The sequence below is a fragment of the Rhizobacter sp. SG703 genome (assembly GCF_012275445.1).
In the GTDB taxonomy this organism is placed as follows: domain Bacteria; phylum Pseudomonadota; class Gammaproteobacteria; order Burkholderiales; family Burkholderiaceae_C; genus Rhizobacter.
This window is the reverse complement of record NZ_JAAZQK010000004.1, coordinates 475654-499468: the sequence shown is the minus strand read 5'-3', so window position 1 is coordinate 499468 and position 23815 is coordinate 475654. Positions and strand designations below refer to the sequence as shown.

General features: G+C 72.0%; 22 protein-coding genes. 5 read left to right on the top strand and 17 right to left on the bottom strand.

Annotated features, from left to right (window positions below):
• Positions 1-4: 4 nt before the first annotated feature.
• Positions 5-427: a universal stress protein gene (locus tag FHT26_RS10500; RefSeq protein WP_168560062.1), complete on the top strand. Its 423-nt coding sequence runs from the start codon at positions 5-7 to the stop codon at positions 425-427.
• On the opposite strand, the gene FHT26_RS10495 is transcribed toward FHT26_RS10500, so the two are convergent.
• Genes FHT26_RS10495 through adhP form a run of 5 tightly spaced genes read right to left on the bottom strand, consistent with a single transcriptional unit; the run spans position 417 to position 8557 of the window.
• Positions 417-3095 carry a bifunctional acetate--CoA ligase family protein/GNAT family N-acetyltransferase gene (locus FHT26_RS10495; protein ID WP_168560061.1) on the bottom strand — a complete coding sequence of 893 codons (2679 nt, stop codon included), beginning with the start codon at positions 3093-3095 and terminating at the stop codon, positions 417-419. The two genes, FHT26_RS10500 and FHT26_RS10495, sit on opposite strands and share 11 nt — an antisense overlap.
• Positions 3096-3150: 55 nt before the next feature.
• Positions 3151-4389 (bottom strand): efflux RND transporter periplasmic adaptor subunit, encoded by a 1239-nt coding sequence (locus FHT26_RS10490; protein ID WP_168560060.1) that lies wholly within the window; start codon positions 4387-4389, stop codon positions 3151-3153.
• Between the two features lie 3 nt (positions 4390-4392).
• Entirely contained in the window at positions 4393-6759 is a 2367-nt protein-coding gene (locus FHT26_RS10485) for an ABC transporter permease (protein ID WP_168560059.1), read from the bottom strand.
• Positions 6760-6771: 12 nt separating this feature from the next.
• Positions 6772-7485 carry an ABC transporter ATP-binding protein gene (locus tag FHT26_RS10480; RefSeq protein ID WP_168560058.1) on the bottom strand — a complete coding sequence of 238 codons (714 nt, stop codon included), beginning with the start codon at positions 7483-7485 and terminating at the stop codon, positions 6772-6774.
• A 46-nt stretch (positions 7486-7531) separates the two neighbouring features.
• On the bottom strand, positions 7532-8557 hold the full coding sequence (gene adhP / locus FHT26_RS10475; RefSeq protein WP_168560057.1) for an alcohol dehydrogenase AdhP: 1026 nt from the start codon (positions 8555-8557) through the stop codon (positions 7532-7534).
• A gap of 106 nt (positions 8558-8663) precedes the next feature.
• On the opposite strand from adhP, the gene FHT26_RS10470 reads away from it, so the two are divergent.
• The 3 genes from FHT26_RS10470 (at position 8664) to FHT26_RS10460 (ending at position 11436) form a co-directional block, all read left to right on the top strand.
• Positions 8664-9041, top strand: coding sequence for a high-potential iron-sulfur protein (locus FHT26_RS10470; RefSeq protein WP_168560056.1), 378 nt, complete (start codon positions 8664-8666; stop codon positions 9039-9041).
• A gap of 11 nt (positions 9042-9052) precedes the next feature.
• Positions 9053-10879 carry an AMP-dependent synthetase/ligase gene (locus FHT26_RS10465; protein ID WP_168560055.1) on the top strand — a complete coding sequence of 609 codons (1827 nt, stop codon included), beginning with the start codon at positions 9053-9055 and terminating at the stop codon, positions 10877-10879.
• A gap of 89 nt (positions 10880-10968) precedes the next feature.
• Positions 10969-11436 (top strand): universal stress protein, encoded by a 468-nt coding sequence (locus FHT26_RS10460; protein ID WP_168560054.1) that lies wholly within the window; start codon positions 10969-10971, stop codon positions 11434-11436.
• A gap of 11 nt (positions 11437-11447) precedes the next feature.
• On the opposite strand, the gene FHT26_RS10455 is transcribed toward FHT26_RS10460, so the two are convergent.
• The 3 genes from FHT26_RS10455 to hemN are packed head-to-tail and all read right to left on the bottom strand — an operon-like array spanning position 11448 to position 15182.
• On the bottom strand, positions 11448-13034 hold the full coding sequence (locus FHT26_RS10455) for an oleate hydratase (RefSeq protein ID WP_168560053.1): 1587 nt from the start codon (positions 13032-13034) through the stop codon (positions 11448-11450).
• 19 nt (positions 13035-13053) lie between these two features.
• The gene (locus tag FHT26_RS10450; RefSeq protein ID WP_168560052.1) at positions 13054-13752 is read right to left on the bottom strand and encodes a sulfite exporter TauE/SafE family protein; all 699 of its coding nucleotides are present in this window, start codon (positions 13750-13752) and stop codon (positions 13054-13056) included.
• A gap of 5 nt (positions 13753-13757) precedes the next feature.
• Positions 13758-15182 (bottom strand): oxygen-independent coproporphyrinogen III oxidase, encoded by a 1425-nt coding sequence (gene hemN / locus FHT26_RS10445; protein WP_168560051.1) that lies wholly within the window; start codon positions 15180-15182, stop codon positions 13758-13760.
• Between the two features lie 83 nt (positions 15183-15265).
• Between hemN and FHT26_RS10440 the strand changes: the two genes are divergently transcribed.
• A complete protein-coding gene (locus FHT26_RS10440; RefSeq protein ID WP_168560050.1) occupies positions 15266-15967 on the top strand; it encodes a helix-turn-helix domain-containing protein in 702 nt (233 codons plus the stop codon).
• Positions 15968-16214: 247 nt separating this feature from the next.
• On the opposite strand, the gene FHT26_RS10435 is transcribed toward FHT26_RS10440, so the two are convergent.
• Genes FHT26_RS10435 through FHT26_RS10395 form a run of 9 tightly spaced genes read right to left on the bottom strand, consistent with a single transcriptional unit; the run spans position 16215 to position 23803 of the window.
• The gene (locus tag FHT26_RS10435; RefSeq protein ID WP_168560049.1) at positions 16215-16445 is read right to left on the bottom strand and encodes a hypothetical protein; all 231 of its coding nucleotides are present in this window, start codon (positions 16443-16445) and stop codon (positions 16215-16217) included.
• Between the two features lie 9 nt (positions 16446-16454).
• On the bottom strand, positions 16455-16691 hold the full coding sequence (locus FHT26_RS10430) for a hypothetical protein (RefSeq protein ID WP_168560048.1): 237 nt from the start codon (positions 16689-16691) through the stop codon (positions 16455-16457).
• A 17-nt stretch (positions 16692-16708) separates the two neighbouring features.
• Positions 16709-18175 (bottom strand): cytochrome c oxidase accessory protein CcoG, encoded by a 1467-nt coding sequence (gene ccoG, locus FHT26_RS10425; protein ID WP_168560047.1) that lies wholly within the window; start codon positions 18173-18175, stop codon positions 16709-16711.
• Positions 18176-18188: 13 nt separating this feature from the next.
• Positions 18189-19100, bottom strand: coding sequence for a cytochrome-c oxidase, cbb3-type subunit III (gene ccoP, locus FHT26_RS10420; RefSeq protein ID WP_168560046.1), 912 nt, complete (start codon positions 19098-19100; stop codon positions 18189-18191).
• A complete protein-coding gene (locus FHT26_RS10415) occupies positions 19097-19261 on the bottom strand; it encodes a cbb3-type cytochrome oxidase subunit 3 (protein ID WP_056806111.1) in 165 nt (54 codons plus the stop codon). Before FHT26_RS10415 ends, ccoP begins: the two co-directional genes overlap by 4 nt.
• A gap of 12 nt (positions 19262-19273) precedes the next feature.
• Positions 19274-19900 (bottom strand): cytochrome-c oxidase, cbb3-type subunit II, encoded by a 627-nt coding sequence (gene ccoO / locus FHT26_RS10410; protein WP_168560045.1) that lies wholly within the window; start codon positions 19898-19900, stop codon positions 19274-19276.
• A gap of 18 nt (positions 19901-19918) precedes the next feature.
• Positions 19919-21361 carry a cytochrome-c oxidase, cbb3-type subunit I gene (ccoN, locus tag FHT26_RS10405; protein WP_168560044.1) on the bottom strand — a complete coding sequence of 481 codons (1443 nt, stop codon included), beginning with the start codon at positions 21359-21361 and terminating at the stop codon, positions 19919-19921.
• Between the two features lie 29 nt (positions 21362-21390).
• Positions 21391-21585, bottom strand: coding sequence for a cbb3-type cytochrome oxidase assembly protein CcoS (gene ccoS, locus FHT26_RS10400; protein WP_056806120.1), 195 nt, complete (start codon positions 21583-21585; stop codon positions 21391-21393).
• Between the two features lie 7 nt (positions 21586-21592).
• Complete coding sequence (locus FHT26_RS10395) at positions 21593-23803, bottom strand: heavy metal translocating P-type ATPase (RefSeq protein WP_349238120.1); 2211 nt, start codon at positions 23801-23803, stop codon at positions 21593-21595.
• Positions 23804-23815 lie beyond the last annotated feature (12 nt).

Sequence of the window (23815 nt, the reverse complement as noted above, 5' to 3'; positions counted from 1 at the left end):
GACCATGAAGATCCTGCTGGCCGTCGACGGCAGCGCCTGCACGAAGCAGATGCTGGCCTACCTGGCCGCCCACGACGAGTTCCTCGGCGCGGGCCACGACTACACCGTGCTCACCGTCACGATGCCGGTGCCCGCCCATGCCAAGGGCTTCTTCGACCGCGAGACGGTCGCGAACTACTACCGCGCCGAAGCCGACGAGGTGATGAAGCCGGTGCGCGCCTTCGTCGCGCAGCAGAAGTGGAACGCCAGCTTCGTCGAGAAGATCGGCCATGCGCCGACGGTAATCAGCGAACTGGCCGACAGCGGCCGCTTCGACCTGGTCGTGATGGGCTCGCACGGGCACTCCAGCTTCGGCTCGATGGTGCTCGGGTCGGTGACGACCCGCGTGCTGAGCCAGTGCAAGACGCCGGTGCTCGTCATCCGCTGACCGGCGGCGCCTGCAGCGGCAGCACCAGGCGCAGCGCGTCGCTGTCGCCGCCTCGCTGCTCGAAGCCCAGGCGCTGCATGAAGGCGCGCATCGCCAGGTTGTCGTGCAGCACCAGCCCCACCAGGCGCTGCGTGCCCTGCGCAGCCTGGTAGGCGATCAGCTTGCCCATCAGCAACCGGCCCAGGCCCCGGCCCTGCAGGTCGCTGCGCACGACGACCGCGAACTCGGCCTCCTGGTTGTCCGGATCGACCGCGGCCCGCGCGACGCCCAGCGTCTCGCTCGTGCCGTCGGCGCTCGTGCGAACCGCGACGAACGCCATCTCGCGGGCGTAGTCGATCTGCGTCAGCCGCGCGAGCTCGCTGTGCGCCAGCTCGCGCCGCGCATTGAAGAAGCGAAAGCGCAGGTCGTCCGGGCTCAGTTGCTCGACGAAGCGGCGGTGCGCCGGCTCGTCTTCGGGGCGGACCGGCCGCAGCGTCAGCGCCTCGCCCTGCCACGGCAGCGTCTCGACCAGGGCATCGGGGTAGGGCCGGATCGCGAAACGCGCCGCGCCGGCGACCGGTTCGCGGCCCAGGCGGATGCGGGCGTCCAGCGCCAGCACGCCGGTGCCGTCGGCCCACAGCGGGTTGATGTCGAGCTCGGCCAGTTCCGGCAGGTCCGCCAGCATCTGCGACACCGCGATCAGCACGTCGCCCACCGCGTCGAGCCGCGCGGCAGGGTGGTCGCGGTAGCCCGCCAGCAGGCGCGACACCGCGGTGCGCGACACCAGCTCGCGCGCGAGCGCCCGGTTCAGCGGCGGCAGCCCGATCGCCCGGTCGGCCAGCACCTCGACCGCGGTGCCGCCGTGGCCCATCATCAGCACCGGGCCGAAGCTCGGGTCGATGCTCGCGCCGACGATCAGCTCCTGCGCCATCGGCCGGCTCGCCATCGCCTGCACGTTGAAGCCGCCGACGCGGGCCTGCGGCAGCACCCGGCGCACCGTGTCGAGCATGCGGGCCGCGGCCGCGCGCAGCGATGCCTCGTCGGCCAGGCCGAGCGCGACGCCGCCGACGTCCGACTTGTGCGTGATGTCGGGCGACGCGATCTTCAGGGCCACCGGGTAGCCGATGCGGCCGGCGGCTTCGGCGGCGGCGTCGGCGTCCGCATCGACGCGCAGCGTCCGCACCACCGGGATGCCGTAGGCCGCGAGCACCGCCTTCGCTTCGTGCTCCTGCAGCAGCTCGCGGCCGTCGGCCCGCACCGCGTCGAACACCCGGCGCGCCGCGGCGAGGTCGGGTGCGGCATTGCCGCTGGCGGTCGGCGTCTCCAGCAGCGTCGCCTGGTTGTGCCGGTAGCAACGCAGCATCGAGAACGCGTTGACCGCTTCTTCCGGCGTCGCGTAGTCGGCCACGCCGGCATCGGCAAACAGGGCGCGCGCCTCGGCCACCGCGCCGTCGCCGAGCCAGCAGGCCATCAGGCGGCCGGTGGCCTCCCGGGCCAGCGGCAGCAGCGAGCGCGCGATGTCGGCGCTCGGCACGATCGCGGTCGGCGCATGCATGAACAGCACCGCGCCGGCCTGCGGCTCGGCCAGCACCGCCTGCAGCGCGTCGACATAGCGCTGCACCGGCGCGTCGCCGATGATGTCGACCGGGTTGCCGTGCGACCAGGTGGCCGGCAGCACCGCATCGAGCCGGGCCTGCAGCGCGGGCGTCGGCTCGGCCAGCGGCACGCCGCAGCGCGCGGCCGCATCGGCGGCCAGCACGCCGGCACCGCCGCCGTTGGTGACGAGCGTCAATCGGTCGTCGCGGTTCGCACCGAAGCGCGCCAGCGTCTGCGCCGCGACGAAGAGGTCCTGCAGCGTGTCGACGCGCAGCATGCCGGCGCGACGGATCGCGGCATCGAACACGATGTCGGAGCCGGCCAGCGCGCCGGTGTGCGACGCCGCCGCGCGCAGGCCGTTGCCGGCGCGGCCGGCCTTCACGACGATGACCGGCTTGTTGCGCGCCGCCGCGCGCGCGGCCGACATGAACTTGCGCACGCCGCCGGGCGATCCGCCGATCGATTCGATGTACAGCAGGATGGCACGCGTGTGCGCGTCGCTCGCCAGGTGGTCGAGCAGGTCGCCGAAATCGACATCCGCATGCTCGCCGAGCGACACCAGGTGCGAGAAGCCGATGCGGCGCGCACGCGACCAGTCGAGCACCGCGGTGACCAGCGCGCCCGACTGCGAGACGAAGGCCAGGTTGCCGGGCAGCGCGTCGGTGTGCGCGAAGCTCGCGTTCAGCCCGAGGCGCGGCGTCAGCAGCCCGAGGCAGTTCGGGCCGAGCAGGCGCAGCATGTGCGGCCGAGCGGCCTCGAGCACCGCCTGCTTCTGCGCGGCGGTGAGCCCGGCGGTCATCACGATCGCGGCGCGCGTGCCGAGCCGGCCGAACCGGTCGACCAGGTCGGCCAGCGTCTCGGGCGGCGTGCACAGCACCGCCAGGTCGGGCGGCGCCGGCAACTGGTCGGGGTGCGAGAAGACCGGCTGCCCGTCGAGCGTGCGCAGCCGCAGGTTCAGCGCATGCAGCGGGCCGCGGAAGCCGGCGCGCAGGTTGCGCCAGACGGTGGCACCGACGCTGGCGGGGCGGTCGGAGGCCCCGGCCACCGCGACCGATCGGGGTTCCAGCAGGCGGTCGAGGTGGCGGATGCTCATCGTGCCAGTGTCGCATCGGCCCCGTGCCGGCGCCGTGCACGCCGCCCGAGCTTGCTCATACCGTCCGCACCTTCACGCGAACCCCATCCCCCACCGCCGACGGCGGGTAGACGATCACCCGCGCGCCGACCGGCAGCCCCTCCCGGACCCATGCCTCGGTCGGGTTGCGCGCGCCGATCACCACCGGCGTCAGCCGCGCCCGGCCGCCATCGACGACGAACACGCCCATTCGCGCGCCCGGGCCGCCCATCGACGACGGCAGCGGGAACACCGCGCTCACCGGCACCTTCGTCACGCCGTCCTTCGCCATCGTCAGGACCCGCACCGTCACGCGGTAGCCGTCGCCGAGCGCCGACCAGTCGGCCGGCGGGCTCGCGATGTCGACCAGCACCCGCACGCGCTGCTCCTCCACGCCCAGCGCCGACACCTTCGTGAACGCGCCCGGCTCGACCAGCCGCACCCGGCCGCGCAACGCCGTCTCGCCGCCCCAGTGCTCGATCGCCACCGGCGCACCCGTGTGCACCTGCAACGCATCGGCGGTCAGCAGCTCGGCCACCACCTCCAGCCCGGCCACGTCGCCCAGCTCCAGCAGCGGCGCGCCGAGCGCCACCGTCGCCTCGCTCGCCTGCGCGACGCGCAGCACCCGCGCCGACACCGGCGAGCGCACCGCGAACGCCCGCGGCGCACCGGCCGGCGCATTGCGCACCGCACCGAGCGCCGCCCGCGCCTGCTCCACCTCGTGGCCGGCGGCATGCTGGTCGCCCGTCGCGGCGTCCAGCTCCTGCTGCGCCGCCAGCGCTGCCAGCCGGTCGCTCTCCAGCCGCGTCGGCGACACGAAACCCTGCTTCGCCAGCTGCTCGCTGCGCTGCGCATCGTTGCGCGCCTGCAGCAAGGCCACCCGCGCCCCCTCGGCGCGCGCGCTTGCCCGCTGCAGCTGCGCCTCGGTCACCTCCAGCCGCGCCTGCTGCTCGCGGCGGGTGCGCTCGTCGAGCATCGGCGACAGCACCGGCGTCAGCTGCGCCACCACCGCGCCGGCCGCCACCGCATCGCCCTCGCGCAGCGCGATGCGCGCCAGCTGCCCGGCGAGCGGCGCGGACACCACGTAGCGGTCGCGCAGCCGCGTCTTCGCATCCTCCTCGACCGCCGCCTCGAAACGGCCGGTCGCCGCGACGGCCACCTCCACCTCGACCGGCCGCGGCATGAAGGCCCACGTCATCACCGCGACCGCCGCGATCGTCGCGGCGCCGCCGGCCAGCCAGGCCCGCCCCACGTGGGGAAGCTTCAGCGTCTTCATCGTTCAATCCCTCGTCTTCAAGGCCGACACCATGTCGAGCCGGTCGATGCGCCGGCGCACCACCAGCGCGCTCGCGGCACCCGCCACCAGCACGCACAGCGCCGCACCCGCATAGGTGCGCGCCCGGATCACCACCGGAAAATAGAACTGGTCGGACTTCAGCAGCTCGACCACGCCGTGCGTGATCGCCCAGCCCATCGCCATGCCGATCGGCAGCGCCAGCGCGATCACCATCGCCAGCTCGCCCAGCAGCAGCCCCGACACCTCGGCGCGCGTGAAGCCCAGCACCCGCAGGCTCGCGAGTTCCCAGGCCCGCTCCGACAGCGCGATGCGCGCGTTGTTGTAGACCACGCCGACCGCAATCACGCTCGCGAACATCGTCAGGATCGTGCTCATGATGCGCACGTTGCGTGCGCTGATCTGCTGCAGGTTGCGCAGCATCGTCGACTTGCTCCAGGCGCCCGCCACCGCCGGCAGCGCCTTCGTCGCCTCCAGCGCCGTGTCCTCGCTGCCGGGCTCGAGCGCCATCATGAAGCCGGTCGACAGGTCGCCGTCGCCCAGCACCCGGTTCAGCGACGGCCGGTCCATGTAGGCGTTCAGCCCCATCATCTCGCGCACCGTCGCGCCCACCACCAGCTCGAGCGTGCGCTCGCGGCCCTCCAGCACCTCCACGCGCACCCGGTCGCCGACGCGCAGCCCGAGCTTGTCGGCCAGCCGGTCGGTCAGCACCAGCCCGCGGCCGTCGAGCACCGTCTCGCGGCCGTCCGCATCGATCGCGCGGAACAGCTGCGAGCGCGGCGCGTAGCCGCGGATCAGGCTGCGCTCGCGGCGATGCCCGTTGATGAAGTTCACCGCGACGAAGCGGGTCGACTCCACGTCGCGCACGCCCGGCAGGTGCGTCAGCTCGCGTCGCGCGCCGTCGCCCACCGCTTCGGCCGCCCACACCGTGATGTCGGTGCGCATGCTCAGGTTGAACTGGCTGTCGACGATCACGTCGATCGCGTCGCGGAAGAAGTTGCCCAGCACGACGATCGCGACCGCCGCCGCGACGCCGGCCACCGACAGCCCGCTGCGCAACGGCCGCCGTTCGATGTTGCGCACGATCATGCGCAGCGCCGGGTTCATGCCGCGCACGCCCAGCCGCTCGAGCAGCGTGCGCCGGTAGTGGCCGGGTGCGGGCGGGCGCATCGCCTCGGCCGGCGCCAGCCGCACGGTGGCGGCGATCGCGTTCAACGTGCCGGCCACCGCCGTCACGACCGTGATGCCGATGCTCACCACCAGCAGCCACGGCGCGATCGCGTGCTCGAAGCTCGGGAAACGGAACAGCTCGGCATACAGCCCGGTCAGCAGCGTGCCGAGCACCTTGCCCAGCAGCACGCCGAGCGCCAGCCCGACCAGCACGATCGCCATCACCAGCTTCAGGTAGTGCAGGCCGATCGCGCGGTCCGGGTAGCCGAGCGCCTTCAGCGCCGCCACCTGCTCGCGCTGCGTCGAGACCAGCCGCGTCACGACCACGTTCAGCAGGAACGCGGCCACGCCGAGGAAGATCGCCGGCAGGATGGTGCCCAGCACGCGCTGCTCCTTGATCTCGTTGTCGAGCATCAGGTGAGAAGGCTGCTCGTCGCGGCCGTTGGCCTGGCGGCCGCCGTACGGCGAAAGCCGGCGCGACAACCCGTCGATCACCGCTTCTTTCGACGCCCCCGGCGCGAGCCGGACCGCGACGCGGTTGAACGCGCCGCGCATGTCGTACGCGGCGGCGAGCGTTTCGCGGTCGACCCAGAACACGCCGAAGCCGCGCGTGTCGGGCATGCCCCACAGGCCGGCGAAGATGTACTCCGGCGACAGCGCGGTGCCCACCATCACGATCGTGCGCCGCCGGCCGTTCAGCTGCACCCGCAGCTGCGATCCGGGCACCAGGCCGCGCGCCTGCGCGAAGCCCTCGGAGACCAGCGCCTCGATGCGGTCGTCGCCCGCCGCCACCGCCGCCGGCGCGCGGCCGGCGCTGACGAGCACGCGGTTCATCGCGTCGCTGCCGCGCCGCGGCAGCCCGATCAGCTGCCCGAGCACCGGGTCGGCCGAGCCGGGCACCTCGACACGCGCCATTTCCTCCAGCGTGGTCTGCACCTGCGCGACGCCGTCGATGCGGCCGAGCGCCTCGGCGGCCGCGTCGGGGGCGCGCTTGACGGCGGCGAACACGTCGGCGAAGCGGCCCTGCGCATAGAACCGGTCGCGCGCCAGCGCCAGCGAGTCGACCGCCGACAGGCTGGTGACGAAGCCGCCGATGCCGCTGGCCACCACCAGCGCGATCGTCAGCGCCTGGCTCCACATCAGGCGCAGGTCGCGCAGCAGCTTGCGGTCGAGGGCCTTCATCGCATCACCAGGTCACCACGTCAGCTCGGACGGCAGCAGCTTGTGCGCATTTGCCGCCACCTGCTGGATGCGGCCGTCGCCCAGCGTCACGACGCGATCGGCCATGCCGGCGATGGCTGCGTTGTGCGTGATCACGATCGCGGTGGTGCCAAGCTCGGCGTTGATGCGCGCGATGACCTCCAGCACCAGCTTGCCGGTCTGGTAGTCGAGCGCGCCGGTCGGCTCGTCGCACAGCAGCACGTCGGGGCGCTTGACGATCGCGCGCGCGATCGCCACGCGCTGCTGCTCGCCGCCGGACAGCTGGGCCGGGAAGTGGTCGCGCCGCGGCGTGAGCCCGACGCGCTCGATCGCGTCGTCCACCGGCATCGGGTCGCGCGCGATGTCGGTGACGAGCGCGACGTTCTCGCGCACCGTCAGGCTCGGGATCAGGTTGTAGAACTGGAACACGAAGCCGACGTGCTCGCGCCGGTAGCGCGTCAGCGCGGCGTCGTCGGCGGCGCTCAGTTCCTCGTCGCCGAACCACAGCCGGCCGGTGCTCGCGACATCCAGCCCGCCGAGGATGTTCAGCAGCGTCGACTTGCCGCTGCCCGACGGCCCGAGCAGCACGACGAACTCGCCGCGCCGCACCTGCAGGTCGACCGCCCGCAGCGCCTCGACCCGGACCTCGCCGCTGCCGTAGGTCTTGGTGATCTGTTCCGCGCGGAACACGCAGGCCGGATCGGTCATCGCGGGTGCACCGAGGCGTCCGGTGCCGCGTCGCCCGGGGCGGCCGTCATGCGCCGATGCGCATCACGACGCGGCCCTCGATGTCGCCCTGCTTCATCCGGTCGAACACCGCGTTGATGTTGTCCAGCCGGTCCTCGGTGAAGATCGTGTGCACCTTGCCTTCGCCGGCGAAGGCGAGTGCCTCCTGCAGGTCCTTGCGGGTGCCGACGATCGAGCCGCGCACCGTCTTCGCGTTGAGCACCACGTCGAAGATCGGCAGCGCGAAATCGCCCGGCGGCAGGCCGACCAGCGACATCGTGCCGCGCTTGTGCAGCATGCCCAGCGCCTGCGAGAACGCGCTGCGCGAGACGGCCGTCACGAGCACGCCGTTTGCGCCGCGCAGCGCGCGCTGCACGTCGGCCACCGGGTCCTGCGTCGCGGCGTTGAGCGTCATCTCGGCGCCGAGCCGGCGTGCCAGCGCGAGCTTGGCGTCGTCGATGTCGACGGCAATCACATGGAAGCCCATCGCCTTCGCGTATTGCACCGCGAGGTGCCCGAGCCCGCCGATGCCGGAGATCGCGACCCAGTCGCCCGGCTTGCAGTCCAGCACCTTCAGGCCCTTGTAGACCGTGACGCCGGCGCACAGCACCGGCGCGATCTCGGCGAACGAGACGCCGTCGGGCAGGTGGCCGACGTAGCCCGGGTCGGCGAGCACGTATTCGGCATAGCCGCCGTTGACGGTGTAGCCGGTCATCTGCTGCTCGTCGCACAGCGTCTCCCAGCCGGTGATGCAGTGCTCGCAGCGGCCGCAGGCGGTGTGCAGCCACGGCACGCCGACGCGGTCGCCTTCCTTCACCCCCTTCACGCCGGTGCCGACGGCGGCGACGAACCCGACGCCCTCGTGCCCCGGGATGAACGGCAGGCGCGGCTTGACCGGCCAGTCGCCGCTCGCGGCATGCAGGTCGGTGTGGCACACGCCCGAGGCCTCGACCTTGACGAGGACCTGCCCGGGCGGCACGTCCGGCACCGGCACCTGTTCGATCTCGAGGGGCTGCCCGAACGCATGGACGACGGCGGCTTTCATCTGCGGCATGGCGCTTCTCCTGAAGGGGAACGCCACGATAGGCAGCATGCCGCTGGGGATGCTTGACGTGGCGCAAGCCGCGGCACGGGCGCACACCGAAGAATCGGTCCATCCGATGAACCCTCGAGAGGACGACGGCATGGAACTGGATGGGAATTGCACGCGGCGGCGCTTCATCCGGCTCGTGCCGGCCGGGGCGGTGCTGCTCGCGCCGCTGGCGCCGGCGAAGCCGAAGCCGGCGCCGCCGCCGGACCCGTCGACCTGGCCGCACCTGGACGAGCGCGACCCGCACGCGAAGGCGGTCGGCTACGTCGAGGACGTGGCGCGCGTGGACCGCAAGGCCTACCCGAAGTTCCGGGCCGGCAGCACCTGCGACAACTGCGCGCTGTACCGCGTTCCGGCGCAGCCGTGGTCGGAGTGCACGCTGTTCCCGCGCAAGCTGGTGGCGGCCAAGGGCTGGTGCGACGCCTACGTGCAGCGAACGGCGGCATGACAATCCCCCGGATGACCCTCCCTGATCCGATCATCCTGTCCCGCGCCCGCACGCTGACCGAACTCTTCGAGGCGCGCGTGCGGCGCAGCCCCGAAGGCACCGCGTACCGCCGCTTCGATGCCGTGGCCGGCCGCTGGGCTGCGCTCAGCTGGCGCGAAGCCGCGGCCGCGGTGCAGCGCTGGACCTTCGCGCTCGCGGCGCTGCAGCTGCCGGCCGGCGCCCGCGTCGGGCTGCTGCTGCCCAATGGCGTCGACGCGGTCTGGGCCGACCTGTCGACGATGGCCGCCGGCTGCGTGCCGGTGCCGATGCATGCGCTCGACAACCCGGCGAGCATCGCCTGGATCCTCGGCGACTGCGAGGCGGCGGTGCTGATGGTGCAGGAGGCCGCGCAATGGGAGGCGATCCGCGCCACCGGCGTCGCGCTGCCGGCGCTGCGCTGCGTCGTCGTGGTGGGCGCGACGGCGTCGGTGCCGGCGGGAGAGGGCGGCGCCGTCCCGGTGATCGCCGCGGGCGACTGGCTCGCCGCCGGTGCCGGCGCGGCCGGGCGGGCGACCGCCGCACCGCTTCCCGACGACCTCGCCGCGATCGTCTACACCTCCGGAACCACCGGCAAGCCCAAGGGCGTGATGCTCACGCACGCCAACGTGGTCGCCAACGTGATGGCGGTGCTGGCGCACGTCGCGCCGGGGCCGGACGACATCTTCCTGTCGTTCCTGCCGCTGTCGCACACCTTCGAGCGCACCGCCGGCTACTACCTGCCGATCGCCGCCGGCAGCAGCGTCGCGCATGCGCGCTCGGTCGCGCTGCTGGCCGAGGACCTGCGCACCGTTCGCCCGACGGTGCTGATCTCGGTGCCGCGCATCTACGAGCGCGTGCGCGCGCAGCTCGATGCGCGGCTGGCCGGTTCGCGCGCGAAGCGCTGGCTGTTCGATGCGGCGCAGGCGGTCGGCTGGCGCCGCTTCTGCCGGCAGCAGGGGCTGCCGTGCACGGCCAGTCCGTGGGCCGCGGCCGAGATGCTGGTGGCGCCGCTGCTCGATGCGCTGGCCGGCCGGCCGCTGCGGGCGAGCTTCGGCGGCCGGCTGCGGGTGGCGGTGAGCGGCGGCGCGCCGCTCGCACCGGCGCTCGCGCGCTGCTTCCTCGGCCTCGGGGTGCCGGTGCTGCAGGGTTACGGCATGACCGAGACCTCGCCGGTGGTCGCCGCCAACACGCTGGAGCACAACGACCCGGCCACCGTCGGCACCGCGCTGCAGGGCGTCGAGCTGCGCCTGGGCGAGAACCGCGAGCTGCAGGTGCGCGGCCCGAACGTGATGAAGGGCTACTGGAAGCGGCCGCAGGACAGCGCGCGTGCGTTCACCGACGACGGCTGGCTGCGCACCGGCGACCAGGCGTCGATCGACGGCGGCCGCGTGCGCATCCTCGGGCGAATCAAGGAGATCATCGTCACGTCGACCGGCGAGAAGATCGCGCCGGCCGACCTGGAGCTCGCGATCGCGGCCGATCCGCTGTTCAGCCAGGTCTTCGTGCTCGGCGAGAACCGGCCGTTCATCGCGGCGGTGGCGGTGCTGGACCGCACGCGGTGGCAGGCCTTGGCGCAGTCGCTCGGCGTCGATCCGGCGCAGCCTGCGAGCCTGAACCTGCCGGCGGTGCAGCAGGCCGCGCTGCAGCGCATCGCGCAGCAGGCCGCCGCGTTCCCACGCTACGGCGTGCCGCGCGCGGTGTGGCTCACGCTGGAGCCGTGGACGGTCGAGAACAGCCTGATGACGCCGACGCTGAAGCTCAAGCGCCACAACCTGCTGGTGCGCTTCGAGGCCGAGATCGACGCGCTGTACCGGCGCTGACGGCGGCTGCTGATCTGGATCAAGCCGGCGCGGCCGTGGGTTTCCCACACTGTCGCGGTGGCACGTCGCCACGCCACCGGAAACCCATCATGTACCAACGCATTCTCGTGCCGATCGACGGCAGCGCCACCTCGATGCTCGGCCTGGACGAAGCCATCCGCCTGGCCAGGCTGACCGGTGGCCAGATCCGCCTGCTGAACCTGGTCGAGGACCCGACGCTGAGCGCGGGCTACGCGAGCTTTGCGGCCTATTCCGGCGAGGTGCTGCCGATGCTGCGCCAGGCCGGCGAGGAGATCCTCGAGAAGGGGCGCGCCACCGCGCTCGCCGCCGGCGTCGCCGTCGACACGCAGCTGTTCGAAGGCCTGGCCACGCGGCTGTCCGAAGCGGTCGAGCAGGAAGTGGCCCGCTGGGGCGCCGACCTGGTCGTGCTCGGCACGCACGGCCGCCGCGGTGCGAGCCGCTTCTTCCTCGGCAGCGATGCCGAGCAGGTGCTGCGCTCGTCGCCGGTGCCGGTGCTGCTGGTGCGAACCGCGGCGGGTGGGCCGGCGACCGCCTGAATCCCGGCGCGTCAGCCGACCAGCGTCTTCATCGCCGCCAGCGCGACCGCCGGGTCGGCGATCGCGTGGTACACGGCGGGGATCGGCCGCTCGATGCCGAGCAGGCCGTACACCGCGTGCATCGCGCTGCGCACCGAATACTCGACGGTGAACACCACGTCCTCCGGGATCTCGACGTACTGCCCGAGCAGCGCGTAGTTCAGCGCACCGCGCGGCACCACGTCCGGCCGGTCGCCGGCCCCGCGGCACGCGAACTCGCTGGTGATGTACGGCATCATCACCGGGATCGCGGTGCTGGTGGCCAGCAGCTGGTCGAGGATGTCGGTGAAGCCAAGGTGGCGCACCAGCTCCTCGAGGATCTCGCGGCCGGTGCAGGCGGCCATCGGCTTGTCGATGAAGTTGCCCGGCTTGTCGACGAACAGGCCGTAGCCCCACACCGTCCAGACGCCGTCCGGCTGGTTCGCGAAGTGCGGGGCGTGCGGCACGACGATCGACATCAGCCAGTTCGATTCCTTGAACGTCATCAGCGCACCGGTGCCCGGTGCATTGCCGGAAAACTGGCGGATGCGCTCGATCAGCGCCGGGTTGCGCAGCGTCAGCGTGAACGACAGCCACTTGCTGAGGTCCACGTCGCCGCAGAAGGCCTGCGGGCGGCCGAAGCCGGGCGCCTTGCGCGCGAGCCGCTTCCACAGCGTCCACGCGCCGTCGAGCGGCTCGCGCACCAGTTCGGCCGCGCGGTCGTGGCCGCCGCGGCTCGCGTCGGCCGTCATCGAGCCGAGCGTCAGGAACACCTTGTCGTCGCGGCCGAGGTCGATCGCGAACGGCCGGCCGGCGCGCTCGCCATGCAGCCTCTCGATGCGCCGTCCGCCGCCCTCCTCGGCGAAATCGGCGTCCAGAACGCGGCTTCCGAGCTCGAACACCACGCCGTGCTGCGCGAGCCAGTCCTGCATCGGCCGCACCACCGAGTCGTACTGGTTCAGTGGCGTGCGGCGCACGCCGCCGAGCGTGTGGATGCGCGGGAACTCCTGCAGGAAGCGCAGCATGTAGCGGCGCAGCTCGACCGCGCTGTGCCAGTTCTGGAACGCGAAGGTGGTGCGCCACAGGGCCCAGAAGTTCGTCTCGAAGAAGTGCGGCGCGAACCAGGCGTCGATGCGGCGCGTGCCGAGCAGCCGTTCGGGCGTGACCAGCAGGCGCACCAGGTCGAGCCGGTCGTGCAGGTCGAAGCCGAGCGCGCTCGCGTCGAGGATGCGGTGCTCGCCGTCGATCAGCCGGGCGCCCGCATCGGTGAGCACCTCGGCGTTGAAGGCCCACACCGCGTCCTTCACGCTGCGCGAACGGTCGCCGGCGGCCGGCACGCTCGCGAGCACGTCCCACAGGCACACGTAGGCCTCCTCCGTCCACATGCGTCCGCCGCGGGTCAGGAAGCCGCCGATCGCATCGCCGCTGCCGTCGAGCGCGCCGCCGACGACCGGCAGCTCCTCGAGGATGCGGATGTCGCGGCCGCGCCAGCCGGCATCGCGGATCAGCAGGACGGCGGCGGACAGTGCGGCGATGCCGCTGCCGACGATGAAGGCGCGGGGAGAGGAGGGAAGGGTCATGGTCATGTCGAAAGGAGGATCAGGAGGTGGTACAGAAGAGCGCCGCGTCCGGCCACAGCCCGTGGCCGAGCGACCAGCCCGAGCCGAGCACCAGGCACAGGCCGGCGAGGCGGATGCTCCAGGCGAGCGCCTGCCGATCGAGCCGGGTCCACAGCAGCGGTGCGCCCCACAGCGCGAGCGACGACGCGACGGCGAACGCCGCCATCACGGCGGCGCCGGCCAGCGCGCCGTCGGCCAGCGCCGCGAGCACCAGTGCCGACTGCAGCAGCCCGCACGGCCATGCGACCCACATGCTGCCGGCGGCACCGGCCTTCAGCGGCCCGGCCACCACCTGCCAGCCGCCGGCGCGCGGCGCCTGCGCCGTCGCCGGCGCCCGGCCGAGCTGCGCGAGCCAGCGCGGCTGCCGCCCGCTGGCCAGCAGCCACAGCCCGAGCGCGATGCCGGCCACGTGCAGCAGCGCCCACAGCGGGCGCAAGGCCGGCGTCGCCTGGGCCATCCAGCCGAGGGCCGAGACGCTGGAAGCGACCATGGCGCCGGCCAGCGCATAGCCGAGAAGGCGCCCGCCGTGGAAGGCAGCGGCGGCCTGCAGCGTGCGACCGCCCGCGCTGCCGCCGCAGGCGCGCACGACGGCGGCGCTGCTCGCGCCGCACATCGCCGCGCAATGCACCGAGCCGGCCAGGCCGAGCAGTGCGGCACCGGTGAACAGCGCAGGGCTCATCGTCGTCACAGCACGCGCGAGAAGCGCGCGCCGGTCGAGGTGGCGCCGCCGCCTTCGCGCATCCGTGCGCGCGCGGCCTGCAGGTGGCGGTCGAACACCATCGCGATCGCCCGCACCAGCAGCCAGCCGCGCGGGGTGACCCGCACGGTCGCGCCGTGGTCGATCTCGACCAGGCCGTCGGCGGCGAAGACCTGCAGCGACGCGAGCTCGGGTGCGAAATACCCTTTGCCGTCGACCTGGTGCGACAGGCCGAGCGCCGCCAGGTCGACGCGGCCCTGGCACATCAGCGCCATGATCGCGTCGCGGCGCAGCAGGTCGTCGGCATCGAGCGCGAGGCCGCGCACGACCGGGAAGCGGCGCTGCGCGAGCGCCTCGTAGTACTCCGGCAGCGTCTTCGCGTTCTGGCTGTAGCTGGCCCCCATGCGGCCGATCGCCGAGACGCCGAGGCCGATCAGGTCGCAATCGGGCTGCGTGCTGTAGCCCTGGAAGTTGCGGTGCAGCCGGCCGGCGCGGCGTGCGCGGGCGAGCGCGTCGCCGGGCAGCGCGAAGTGGTCCATGCCGATGTCTTCATAGCCGGCGGCGAGGAAGCCGTGGATCGCGCCGCGCAGCATCGCGACGCGGTCGGCGCCGCCGGGCAGCTCGGCCGTGACGATGCGCCGCTGCGGCTTGAAGCGCTCCGGCAGGTGCGCGTAGCCATACAGCGCGACGCGGTCGGGCCGCAACTCGGCGACCCGCGCGACGGTCTCGGCCATGCTCTGCGGCGTCTGTTTCGGCAGGCCGTAGATCAGGTCGACGTTGATCGACTCGTAGCCCTGCACGCGCGCGGCGGCGACCAGCACGCGCACGTCCTCGAAGGGCTGGACGCGGTGCACCGCCTGCTGCACGTCGGGCTGGATGTCCTGCACGCCGAAGCTGATGCGGTTGAAGCCGAGCGTGCGGAAGTGCGCCAGCCGGGCCGGCGTGACGGTGCGCGGGTCGACCTCGATCGAGATCTCGGCGTCGGGCAGCAGCCGGAAGGCGGCGCGCAGCATCGACATCAGCCGCGTGAGTTCGGCATCGTCCAGGAAGGTCGGCGAGCCGCCACCCAGGTGCAGCTGCGACACCGGCAGCCCGCTGCCGAGCGCGGTGGCGTGCAGCTCGATCTCGACGGCGAGGGCGTCCAGGTATTCGACGGCGCGCTCGTGGTGGCGCGTGATCACCTTGTTGCAGGCGCAGTAGTAGCAGACCGATTCGCAGAACGGGATGTGCACGTAGAGCGACAGCGGGGCACCGCTGGCGCCGCGCGCGAGCAGCGTGCGCTGGTATGCCGGCGCATCGAACGCCTCGCCGAAGCGGTCGGCGGTCGGGTACGAGGTGTAGCGCGGACCGGGCATGTCGAAGCGGCGCAGCAGGTCGTCGTCGAGCGGAAGGGAGGAGGTTGCGGAGGCCATGGCGGCACTGTCGCGCGGCGCGTGCCGCGGCGGTTTGCGCTGGATCAATCGGCGCCCGCGAGCGGCCTCCCACAATGGCTTCGATGAACCATTCCCCTGCATTGCCCGCCGAACCCGACTGCGCGCTGTGCGAGCGGCGCCACCTGTGCCTGCCGGTCGTGCGCGACGACATCGCTTCGGCGGTGGCCGGCAACGTGCGCCGGGTGGCGGCCGGCGACACGCTGTTCCAGCAGGACGAGGGATTCGTCTCGCTGTACGCGGTGCGCAGCGGCAGCTTCAAGACCAGCGTCGGCACGCCGCCGCGCAACGGCCGCGTGACCGGCTTCGCATTGCCGGGCGACCTGCTCGGGCTGGATGCGATCGATGCCGGGCTGCACCGTTGCCAGGCGATCGCGTTGCAGGATTCCGAGGTCTGCGAGCTGCCGTACGACCAGGTCGAGCAGGCACTGGCGGCGTCGGGGATGTTGCAGCGGCGCTTCCACCAGCTGATGAGCCGCGAGATCGTGCGCGACCATGCGCTGATGCGGCTGCTCGGCCAGCGCCAGGCCGGCGCGCGCATTGCGGCGTTCCTGCTCGGGTTGTCGGAGCGGGCGCAGGAGCGTGGGCAGTCGGCCGCCGAACTGCGCCTGCCGATGAGCCGCGAGGACATCGGCAGCCACCTGGGCCTGCGCATCGAAACCGTCAGCCACGTGCTGACGCGGCTGCGCGCGTCGGGCTGCCTGCGGGTGCGCCTGCGCGAGATCGACATCGTCGACATGCCAGGGCTGCGTTCTCTGGCCGGCTGACTTGGATGCGCATGCTTGCGGCGTGCGCGTGCGGGGCGGCGGGTGGGATGCGCTGGGGGCTCATGCCGGGGCGGTCGACGCCCCCTGGCGGGGGCGCCGACTCCCCGAAGCCGATCTTCTTCGTCGCCCCAGAAATCGCCCCCAGCGCATCCCACCCGCCGCCCCGCACGAACCGAGTGTGTTCGCAGCCCGGATACCAGTCCGTGACTCGTCGATCACTTCAATCTTTTCCCCCAACCACAGCTCGCTAAGGAGCTTCGCTCTCCAACAGCATCGTCAACGCAGAAGAAGTCGCGATCGCACCCCAGAAGATCAGGAAGGTGACGCTGTAGATCGCGCGCGGCGACCAGCCGATCAGCGGGCCGCCGAACCACTGGAATTCATTCGGGTCGACCACCACGAAGACCAGTGCCTCCAGCACGCCCGCCATCATGAAGGCCGGCCACAGGATCGTGATGAAGCGGGTGCTGCGGGTCATGGCGGCCGCTCAGGGTGCCGGCGTCGCGGCATGGTTGCGCGCCTGCTGCGCCGGCGCGGCCGCCGTCTTGGCCGCCGCGACCCGCGCCGCGGCACTCGCCGGCTCGTCCAGCACCGGGTCGATGTGCGTCCACGCCAGCACCATCGTCGCGATGCCGGCCACCACCACGGCAGCCGGTCCGCTGATCACCAGCCACACCATCCTGTAGCGCCACCACGGCGGCGCGAGCGTCACGGTCGGGGTCATGCGTGTCTCCTTGTCTTTCAGCGTGGAACCATGAAGGTCGATTTCTCGTGCACCTCGGCGGCAGCGCCTTCGCCGCCCAGCCGCTCGATCTCGAACCGCATCGGGTGTGCGCCCGGACCGATCGCGGCCGCGCGCTGCGGCGGCAGCTGCACCCGCACCGCGAACCAGCGCGCCTCGGTGGGTCCCACCTCGACCTCCGGGGGGCTCGCGATCGCCGCCTGCTCGATGCCGCTCACGCGCACGCGGTAGCGTTGTGCCGATTCGGTCGCGTTCATCACCTGCAGGCGGTAGACGTTCTCGACGCGACCGTCCTCCACCTGGCGTGCCAGCGTGCCGCGGTCGCGCACCACGTCGACCCTGAACGGCTGGCGCAATGCGATGCTCGCGACGAAGCCGGCCGAGATCGCGACCATCACCGCACCATAGACCAGCACGCGCGGACGCAGCACGCGGCGCAGCATCTGCGCCTGCGTCCAGCCGCCGGCCATGCCGTTCTCCGTCGCGTAGCGGATCAGCCCGCGCGGGTAGTTCATCTTGTCCATCACGCCGTCGCACACGTCGATGCAGGCCGCGCAGCCGATGCACTCGTACTGCAGCCCCTTGCGGATGTCGATGCCGGTCGGGCAGACCTGCACGCACAGCGTGCAGTCGATGCAGTCGCCCTTGCCGAGCGCCTTCGCGTCGGCGCTGCGCGGGCGCGAGCCGCGCGGCTCGCCGCGCTGCTCGTCGTAGCCGATCACCAGCGTGTCGCGGTCGAACATCGCGCTCTGGAAGCGCGCGTACGGGCACATGTACTTGCACACCTGCTCGCGCATGTAGCCGGCGTTGCCATATGTCGCGAAGCCGTAGAACAGCACCCAGAACCATTCCCACGGGCCGAAGCCGAGCTGCAGCGCCTCGCCGGCGAGCACGCGGATCGGCGTGAAGTAGCCGACGAAGCTGAAGCCGGTCCACAGCCCGATCGCGATCCAGGCGGCCTGCTTGCCGCCCTTGCGCAGCAGCTTGTTCACCGACCACGGCGCGGCGTCCAGCTTCATGCGCGCGATGCGGTCGCCTTCGAGGTGGCGCTCGACCCACAGGAAGATCTCGGTGTAGACCGTCTGCGGGCACGCATAGCCGCACCACAGCCGGCCGGCCACCGCGGTGAACAGGAACAGCGCATAGGCGCTGAGCACCAGCAGCCCCGTCAGGTAGATGAAGTCCTGCGGGTACAGCACCAGGCCGAAGATGTAGAAGCGCCGCGCTTCCAGGTCGAACAGCAGCGCCTGGCGACCGTTCCAGGTCAGCCACGGCAGCCCGTAGAAGACCAGCTGCGTGGCCCACACCAGCACCCAGCGCCAGGCCGCGAACAGGCCGTGCACCGCACGCGGGTAGATCTTCGCTTCGCTCGCGTACAGCGAGACGGTGGCCGCCGAATCGGCGGCGACCGGCGCGATCGGAATCACCCGTTTCGCCTCGCGCCCGTTCTTCTCTCGCACGTTCATCCCGGCCGCCGGGTCAGGGCGCCGCGGTGGGGCCGCGGTTCGACAGGCTCCACACGTACGACGCCAGCACGTGGATCTGCGCCTTGCCGAGCCGGTCCTTCTGCGCAGGCATCACGTTCAGCTTGCCGTTGTTGATCATCGCGGCGATGGCCTCTTCGCCCCAGCCGTGCAGCCAGATCTTGTCGGTCAGGTTGGGCGCGCCGAGCGCCTGGTTGCCCTTGCCGTCGATGCCGTGGCAGGCGGCGCAGGCCATGAAGCGCGGCTTGCCGAACTGCGCGGTCGGGTCGTGCGCGCTGCCCGACAGGCTCAGCACGTATTGCGCGACCTCATGGATCTCCTGCGGGCCGCCGATCGCCGCGGCCATCGGCGGCATCATGCCCTGGCGTCCCTCGGTGATCGTCTCCTCGATCTTCTCGGGCGTGCCGCCATGGAGCCAGTCGTTGTCGGTCAGGTTCGGGAAGCCCTTGCTGCCGCGCGCGTCCGAGCCGTGGCAGGCGGCGCAGTTGTTGATGAACAGCCGCTCGCCGATCGCCATCGCCTGCGGCTCGGCCGCCAGCTTGTCGGCCGGCATTGCGGCAAAGCGCGCATACAGCGGCGCCATCTCGGCCTGCGCGGCGCGCTGCTCGGCGTCGTACTGGCCGAGGCTGGTCCAGCCCAGGCTGCCGGCGGCGCTGCCGAAACCGGGGTACAGGAACAGGTAGGCCAGCGAGAAGGCCACCGTGAGCACGAACATCACCACCCACCACATGGGCAGCGGGTTGTTCATCTCGCGCAGGTCCTCGTCCCACACGTGGCCGGTGCTGTTGTCGGCGGCCATCACCTGGCGGCGGCTCGCGATGAACAGCAGCACCAGGCAGGCCAGCAGGCCCAGCAGCGTCACCGCGCCGATGTAGACGGACCAGCCCTGGCTGAAGAAGTCGCTCATCGCGCATCTCCTTCGCCACGGGCGTTCTCGTCGCCGAACGGCAGGCGTGCCGCTTCATCGAACCGCGACTGGTTGCGCCGCGACCAGGCCCAGGCGGCAATGCCCAGGAACACCAGCATCGACAGTACCGTCACGCCACTTCTGAGGTCGTTGACATCCATGGGGTCCACTCCTTACTTCACCGAGGTGCCGAGCACCTGCAGGTAGGCGATCAGCGCATCGATCTCGGTCTTGCCCTTCACGGCCTCGCCGGCGGCGGCGATCTCGGCATCGGTGTAGGGCACGCCGACGCGGCGCAGCGCAGTCAGCTTCGGGGCCATCTCGGCCGGGTCCAGCGCGGCCTTCGTCAGCCACGGATAGGCCGGCATGTTCGACTCGGGCACCACGTCGCGCGGGTTGAACAGGTGCACGCGGTGCCACTCGTCGCTGTACTTGCCGCCGACGCGTTGCAGGTCGGGGCCGGTGCGCTTGCTGCCCCACTGGAACGGGTGGTCGTAGACGAACTCGCCGGCCGTCGAGTAGTGGCCGTAGCGCAGCGTCTCGGCGCGGAACGGCCGGATCATCTGCGAGTGGCAGTTGTAGCAACCCTCGCGGATGTAGACGTCGCGACCGGCCAGCTGCAGCGCGGTGTAGGGCGAAAGGCCCGGCGTCGCCTGCGTGGTGGAGCGCTGGAAGAACAGCGGCACGATCTCGACCAGGCCGCCGACCGCGATCACCAGCAGGATCAGCACGATCATCAGGAAGTTGTTGGTCTCGATCTTCTCGTGCGAGAAGCCGGGGGTGGTGTGGGTATCAGCCATGGGGTGGTCTCCGCGGGCTCAGGCGTGGGCGGGGCGCAGTGCAGGCACCGGCACCGGTGCGTAGCGACCCGAGGTGGCGGTCTTCACGACGTTCCAGGCCATGATCAGCATGCCGGCCAGGTACAGCAGGCCGCCGGCCAGCCGCACCACGTAGAACGGGAAGGTCGCCTTCACGCTCTCGACGAAGCTGTAGACCAGCGTGCCGTCGGGGTTGACCGCGCGCCACATCAGGCCCTGCATCACGCCGGCGATCCACATCGCGGCGATGTACAGCACGATGCCGACGGTGGCGATCCAGAAGTGCAGCTCGATCGCCCGCACGCTGAACATCTTCGTCTGGCCGAACATGCGCGGCACCAGGTAGTACAGCGTGCCCATCGAGATCAGCCCGACCCAGCCGAGGGCGCCGGAGTGCACGTGGCCGATGGTCCAGTCGGTGTAGTGGCTGAGCGCGTTGACGGTCTTGATCGACATCATCGGCCCCTCGAAGGTGCTCATGCCGTAGAACGACAGCGAGACGATCAGGAACTTCAGGATCGGGTCGTCGCGCAGTTTGTGCCACGCGCCCGACAGCGTCATGATCCCGTTGATCATGCCGCCCCAGCTCGGCGCGAGCAGCACCAGCGAGAACAGCATGCCCACGCTCTGCGCCCAGTCGGGCAGCGCGGTGTAGTGCAGGTGGTGCGGGCCGGCCCACATGTAGGTGAAGATCAGCGCCCAGAAGTGCACGATCGACAGCCGGTACGAGTACACCGGCCGGCCGGCCTGCTTCGGGATGAAGTAGTACATCATCCCGAGGAAGCCGGCGGTCAGGAAGAAGCCGACCGCGTTGTGGCCGTACCACCACTGCACCATCGCGTCCTGCACGCCGGCATACGCCGAGTAGCTCTTGGTCAGGCTGACCGGGATGGCTGCGCTGTTGACGATGTGCAGCAGCGCCACCGCCAGGATGAACGCGCCGAAGAACCAGTTCGCGACGTAGATGTGGCGGACCTTGCGCACCGCGATCGTGCCGAAGAACACCACCGCGTACGACACCCAGACGATGGCGATCAGGATGTCGATCGGCCATTCGAGCTCGGCGTATTCCTTGCCTTGCGTGATGCCCAGCGGCAGCGTGATGGCGGCCGCGACGATCACCGCCTGCCAGCCCCAGAACGTGAAGGCCGCGAGCTTCGGCAGGAACAACCGCGCCTGCGAGGTGCGCTGCACGACGTAGTAGCTGCTGGCGAACAGCGAGCAGCCGCCGAACGCGAAGATCACCGCGTTGGTGTGCAGCGGCCGCAGGCGGCCGTAGCTGAGCCACGGGATGCCCAGGTTCAGCTCGGGCCAGGTCAGTTCGGCCGCGATGAACACGCCGACCAGCATCCCCACCACGCCCCACAGCACCGCTGCGAGGGAGAACCAGCGCACGCTCCAGTCACTGAAGACGGGCTGCGGGGCCGCGGATTCCTGAGTCATAGATCGCCTCTTCTTTCACCATGATTGCTTCACGGGGATTCTTGGGGGGACCGGTCTGCGCGGGTTTGCGCTTGATCAAGGGCAGCGTCGTCCGGGCCGAGGATTCGGCGGCCTTCGTCGTCCAGGTCGTCGAATTGGCCACGGTTCAGGGCCCAGCCGAACACGCCGAGCAGCGCGAGCACCAGCAGCGCCGACAGCGGGATCAGCAGGTAGAGGATGTCCATGGAGCGTTCAGCGCGCGAGGCGCAGCGAGTTGGCGATGACCAGCAGCGAGCTGAGGGCCATGCCGAGCCCGGCGGCCCACGGCGGCAGCCAGCCGGCCAGCGCGAGCGGGATGCAGGCGGCGTTGTAGAGCGCCGCCCACGCGAGGTTCTGCCGCACCACGCGCACCGTGCGGCGGGCGGTGCGGCGCGCGGCGTCCAGGCCGTCGAGCCGGTTCGAGACGACGACCAGGTCGGCATTCGAGCGCGCGACCAGCGCGCCATGGCCCATCGCGAACGACACGTCGGCCTGCGCCAGCACCGGGGCGTCGTTGATGCCGTCGCCGACCATCGCGACGCAGCGGCCCGCCGCCTGTTCGCGCTGCACCGCGGCCTGCTTGGCGCCGGGGTCGGCCGCGCCGATCGCCGCGTCGGCGCCGACGCGGCGGGCGATCGATTCGACCCGCCGCGGCGTGTCGCCCGACAGCAGCACGCGCCGCCAGCCGGCCGCGCCGAGCGCGCGCATCGCATCGACCGCGTCGTTGCGCAGCTGCTCGTCGAATTCGAGGCACAGCAGCGGCTGGCCGGCGCGGCCGAGCCACAGGCGCAGCACGTCGTCGTCCGCGGGCGCTGCACCGACCCAGTCGGCTGAGCCGAGCCGCCATTCGATGCCGTCGCCATCGCGTGCCGACAGGCCGTGGCCGGCGTGCTCGCCGACCCCGGACCACGCGATGCCGTCGTGCGGCACCAGCGCGGCCACCGCCTGCGACAGCGGGTGGCGCGACCAGCGCGCGAGCGCCGCGGCGCGCTGCAGCAGCGCGGCCTCGGAGTCCCGCGGGCTGCCCAGCACCCGCACGGCGGTGCAGCGCGGCTGCTGCTGCGTCAGCGTGCCGGTCTTGTCGATGAACACCGTGTCGACGCGCGCCAGCACCTGCAGCGCTTCCAGCCGTTGCAACAGCACGCCGTGCCGCGCCAGCCCGCGCGCGGCGGCCACGAACGCGGCCGGGGCCGCGAGCGACAGCGCGCACGGGCAGGTGACGATCAGCACCGAGACGACCACCCACACCGCACGCGACGGGTCGACCACGCTCCACGCCGCGCCGGCCCCGGCCGCCAGCAGCAGCACGCACCACAGGAAGGGCGCGGCCCAGCGCTGCGCCGCATCGGCCGCCGGCGACCGGCCGGCCAGCGCCTCGTGCATCTGCGCGACGATGCGCTCGTGCCGGGTGTCGCCGCCGCTGCGGTCGACCCGCATCACGACCGGCGCGCCGATGTTGAGGCTGCCGGCCACCAGCGTCGCGCCGGGCGGCTTGTCGACCGGCCGCGCCTCGCCGCTCAGCAGCGATTCGTCGGCCTGCGTGCGACCTTGCAGCACTTCGCCATCGGCGGCGAAGGCCTCGCCGAGCGCCACCTGCACGCGGTCGCCCGGCCGCAGCGCGTCGCGCGCGACGCGCTCGGTCGAGCCGTCGGCGCCCAGCCGCAGCGCGCTGTCGGGCAGCGCCGACAGCGCACCGTCGAGCGCCTCGGCCGCCCGGTGGCGCGCCTTCATCTGCAGCCAGCGGCCGCCGAGCAGGAAGCTGACGAACATCGTCAGCGAATCGAAGTAGACCTCGTGCCCGAACGGGCCGCCGGGTTCGAACGCGGCGCCGGTGCTCGCGACGAAGGTGACGGCGATGCCGAGCGCCACCGGGACGTCGGCGCCGATGCGGCCGCTGCGCAGGCTGCGCCAGGCGCCCTGGAAGAACGGTGCGGCCGACCACCACAGCACCGGCAGCGTCAGCACCCAGGCGCCCCAGTCGAGCAGCTGCTTCATGTCGGGCGCGAGTTCGCCGGGCGCCGCGACGTAGTGCGGCGTCGCGAGCATCATCGTCTGCATCGTGCAGAAGCCGGCCACGAACAGCCGCCACAGCGCGGCGCGCGATTCGCGCCGGCGCAGCGCGCGCGCCGGCGCGGGGGCGTCGGGCGCGGCGTCGTAGCCGGCACGGCGGATCGCGCCGACCAGCGCGTCGAGCGAGGTGCGGGCCGGGTCCCAGGTGATGCTGGCAGCGTGCGTCGCGGCATTCACGCTGCACCGGCCGGCACCGTCGACCGCGAGCACCGCCTGTTCGATCAGCCCGGCGCAGGCGCCGCACTGCAGGCCGGCGAGCTGCAGGCCGGCGCGTTGCGTCGCGGCGCCGGTGTCGGTGCCCACGGCGGTATCGCGGGCCTCGCTGTCGCGGGCGGTCGTCAGTGCAAGGTCCACGAGTTCTCCGGT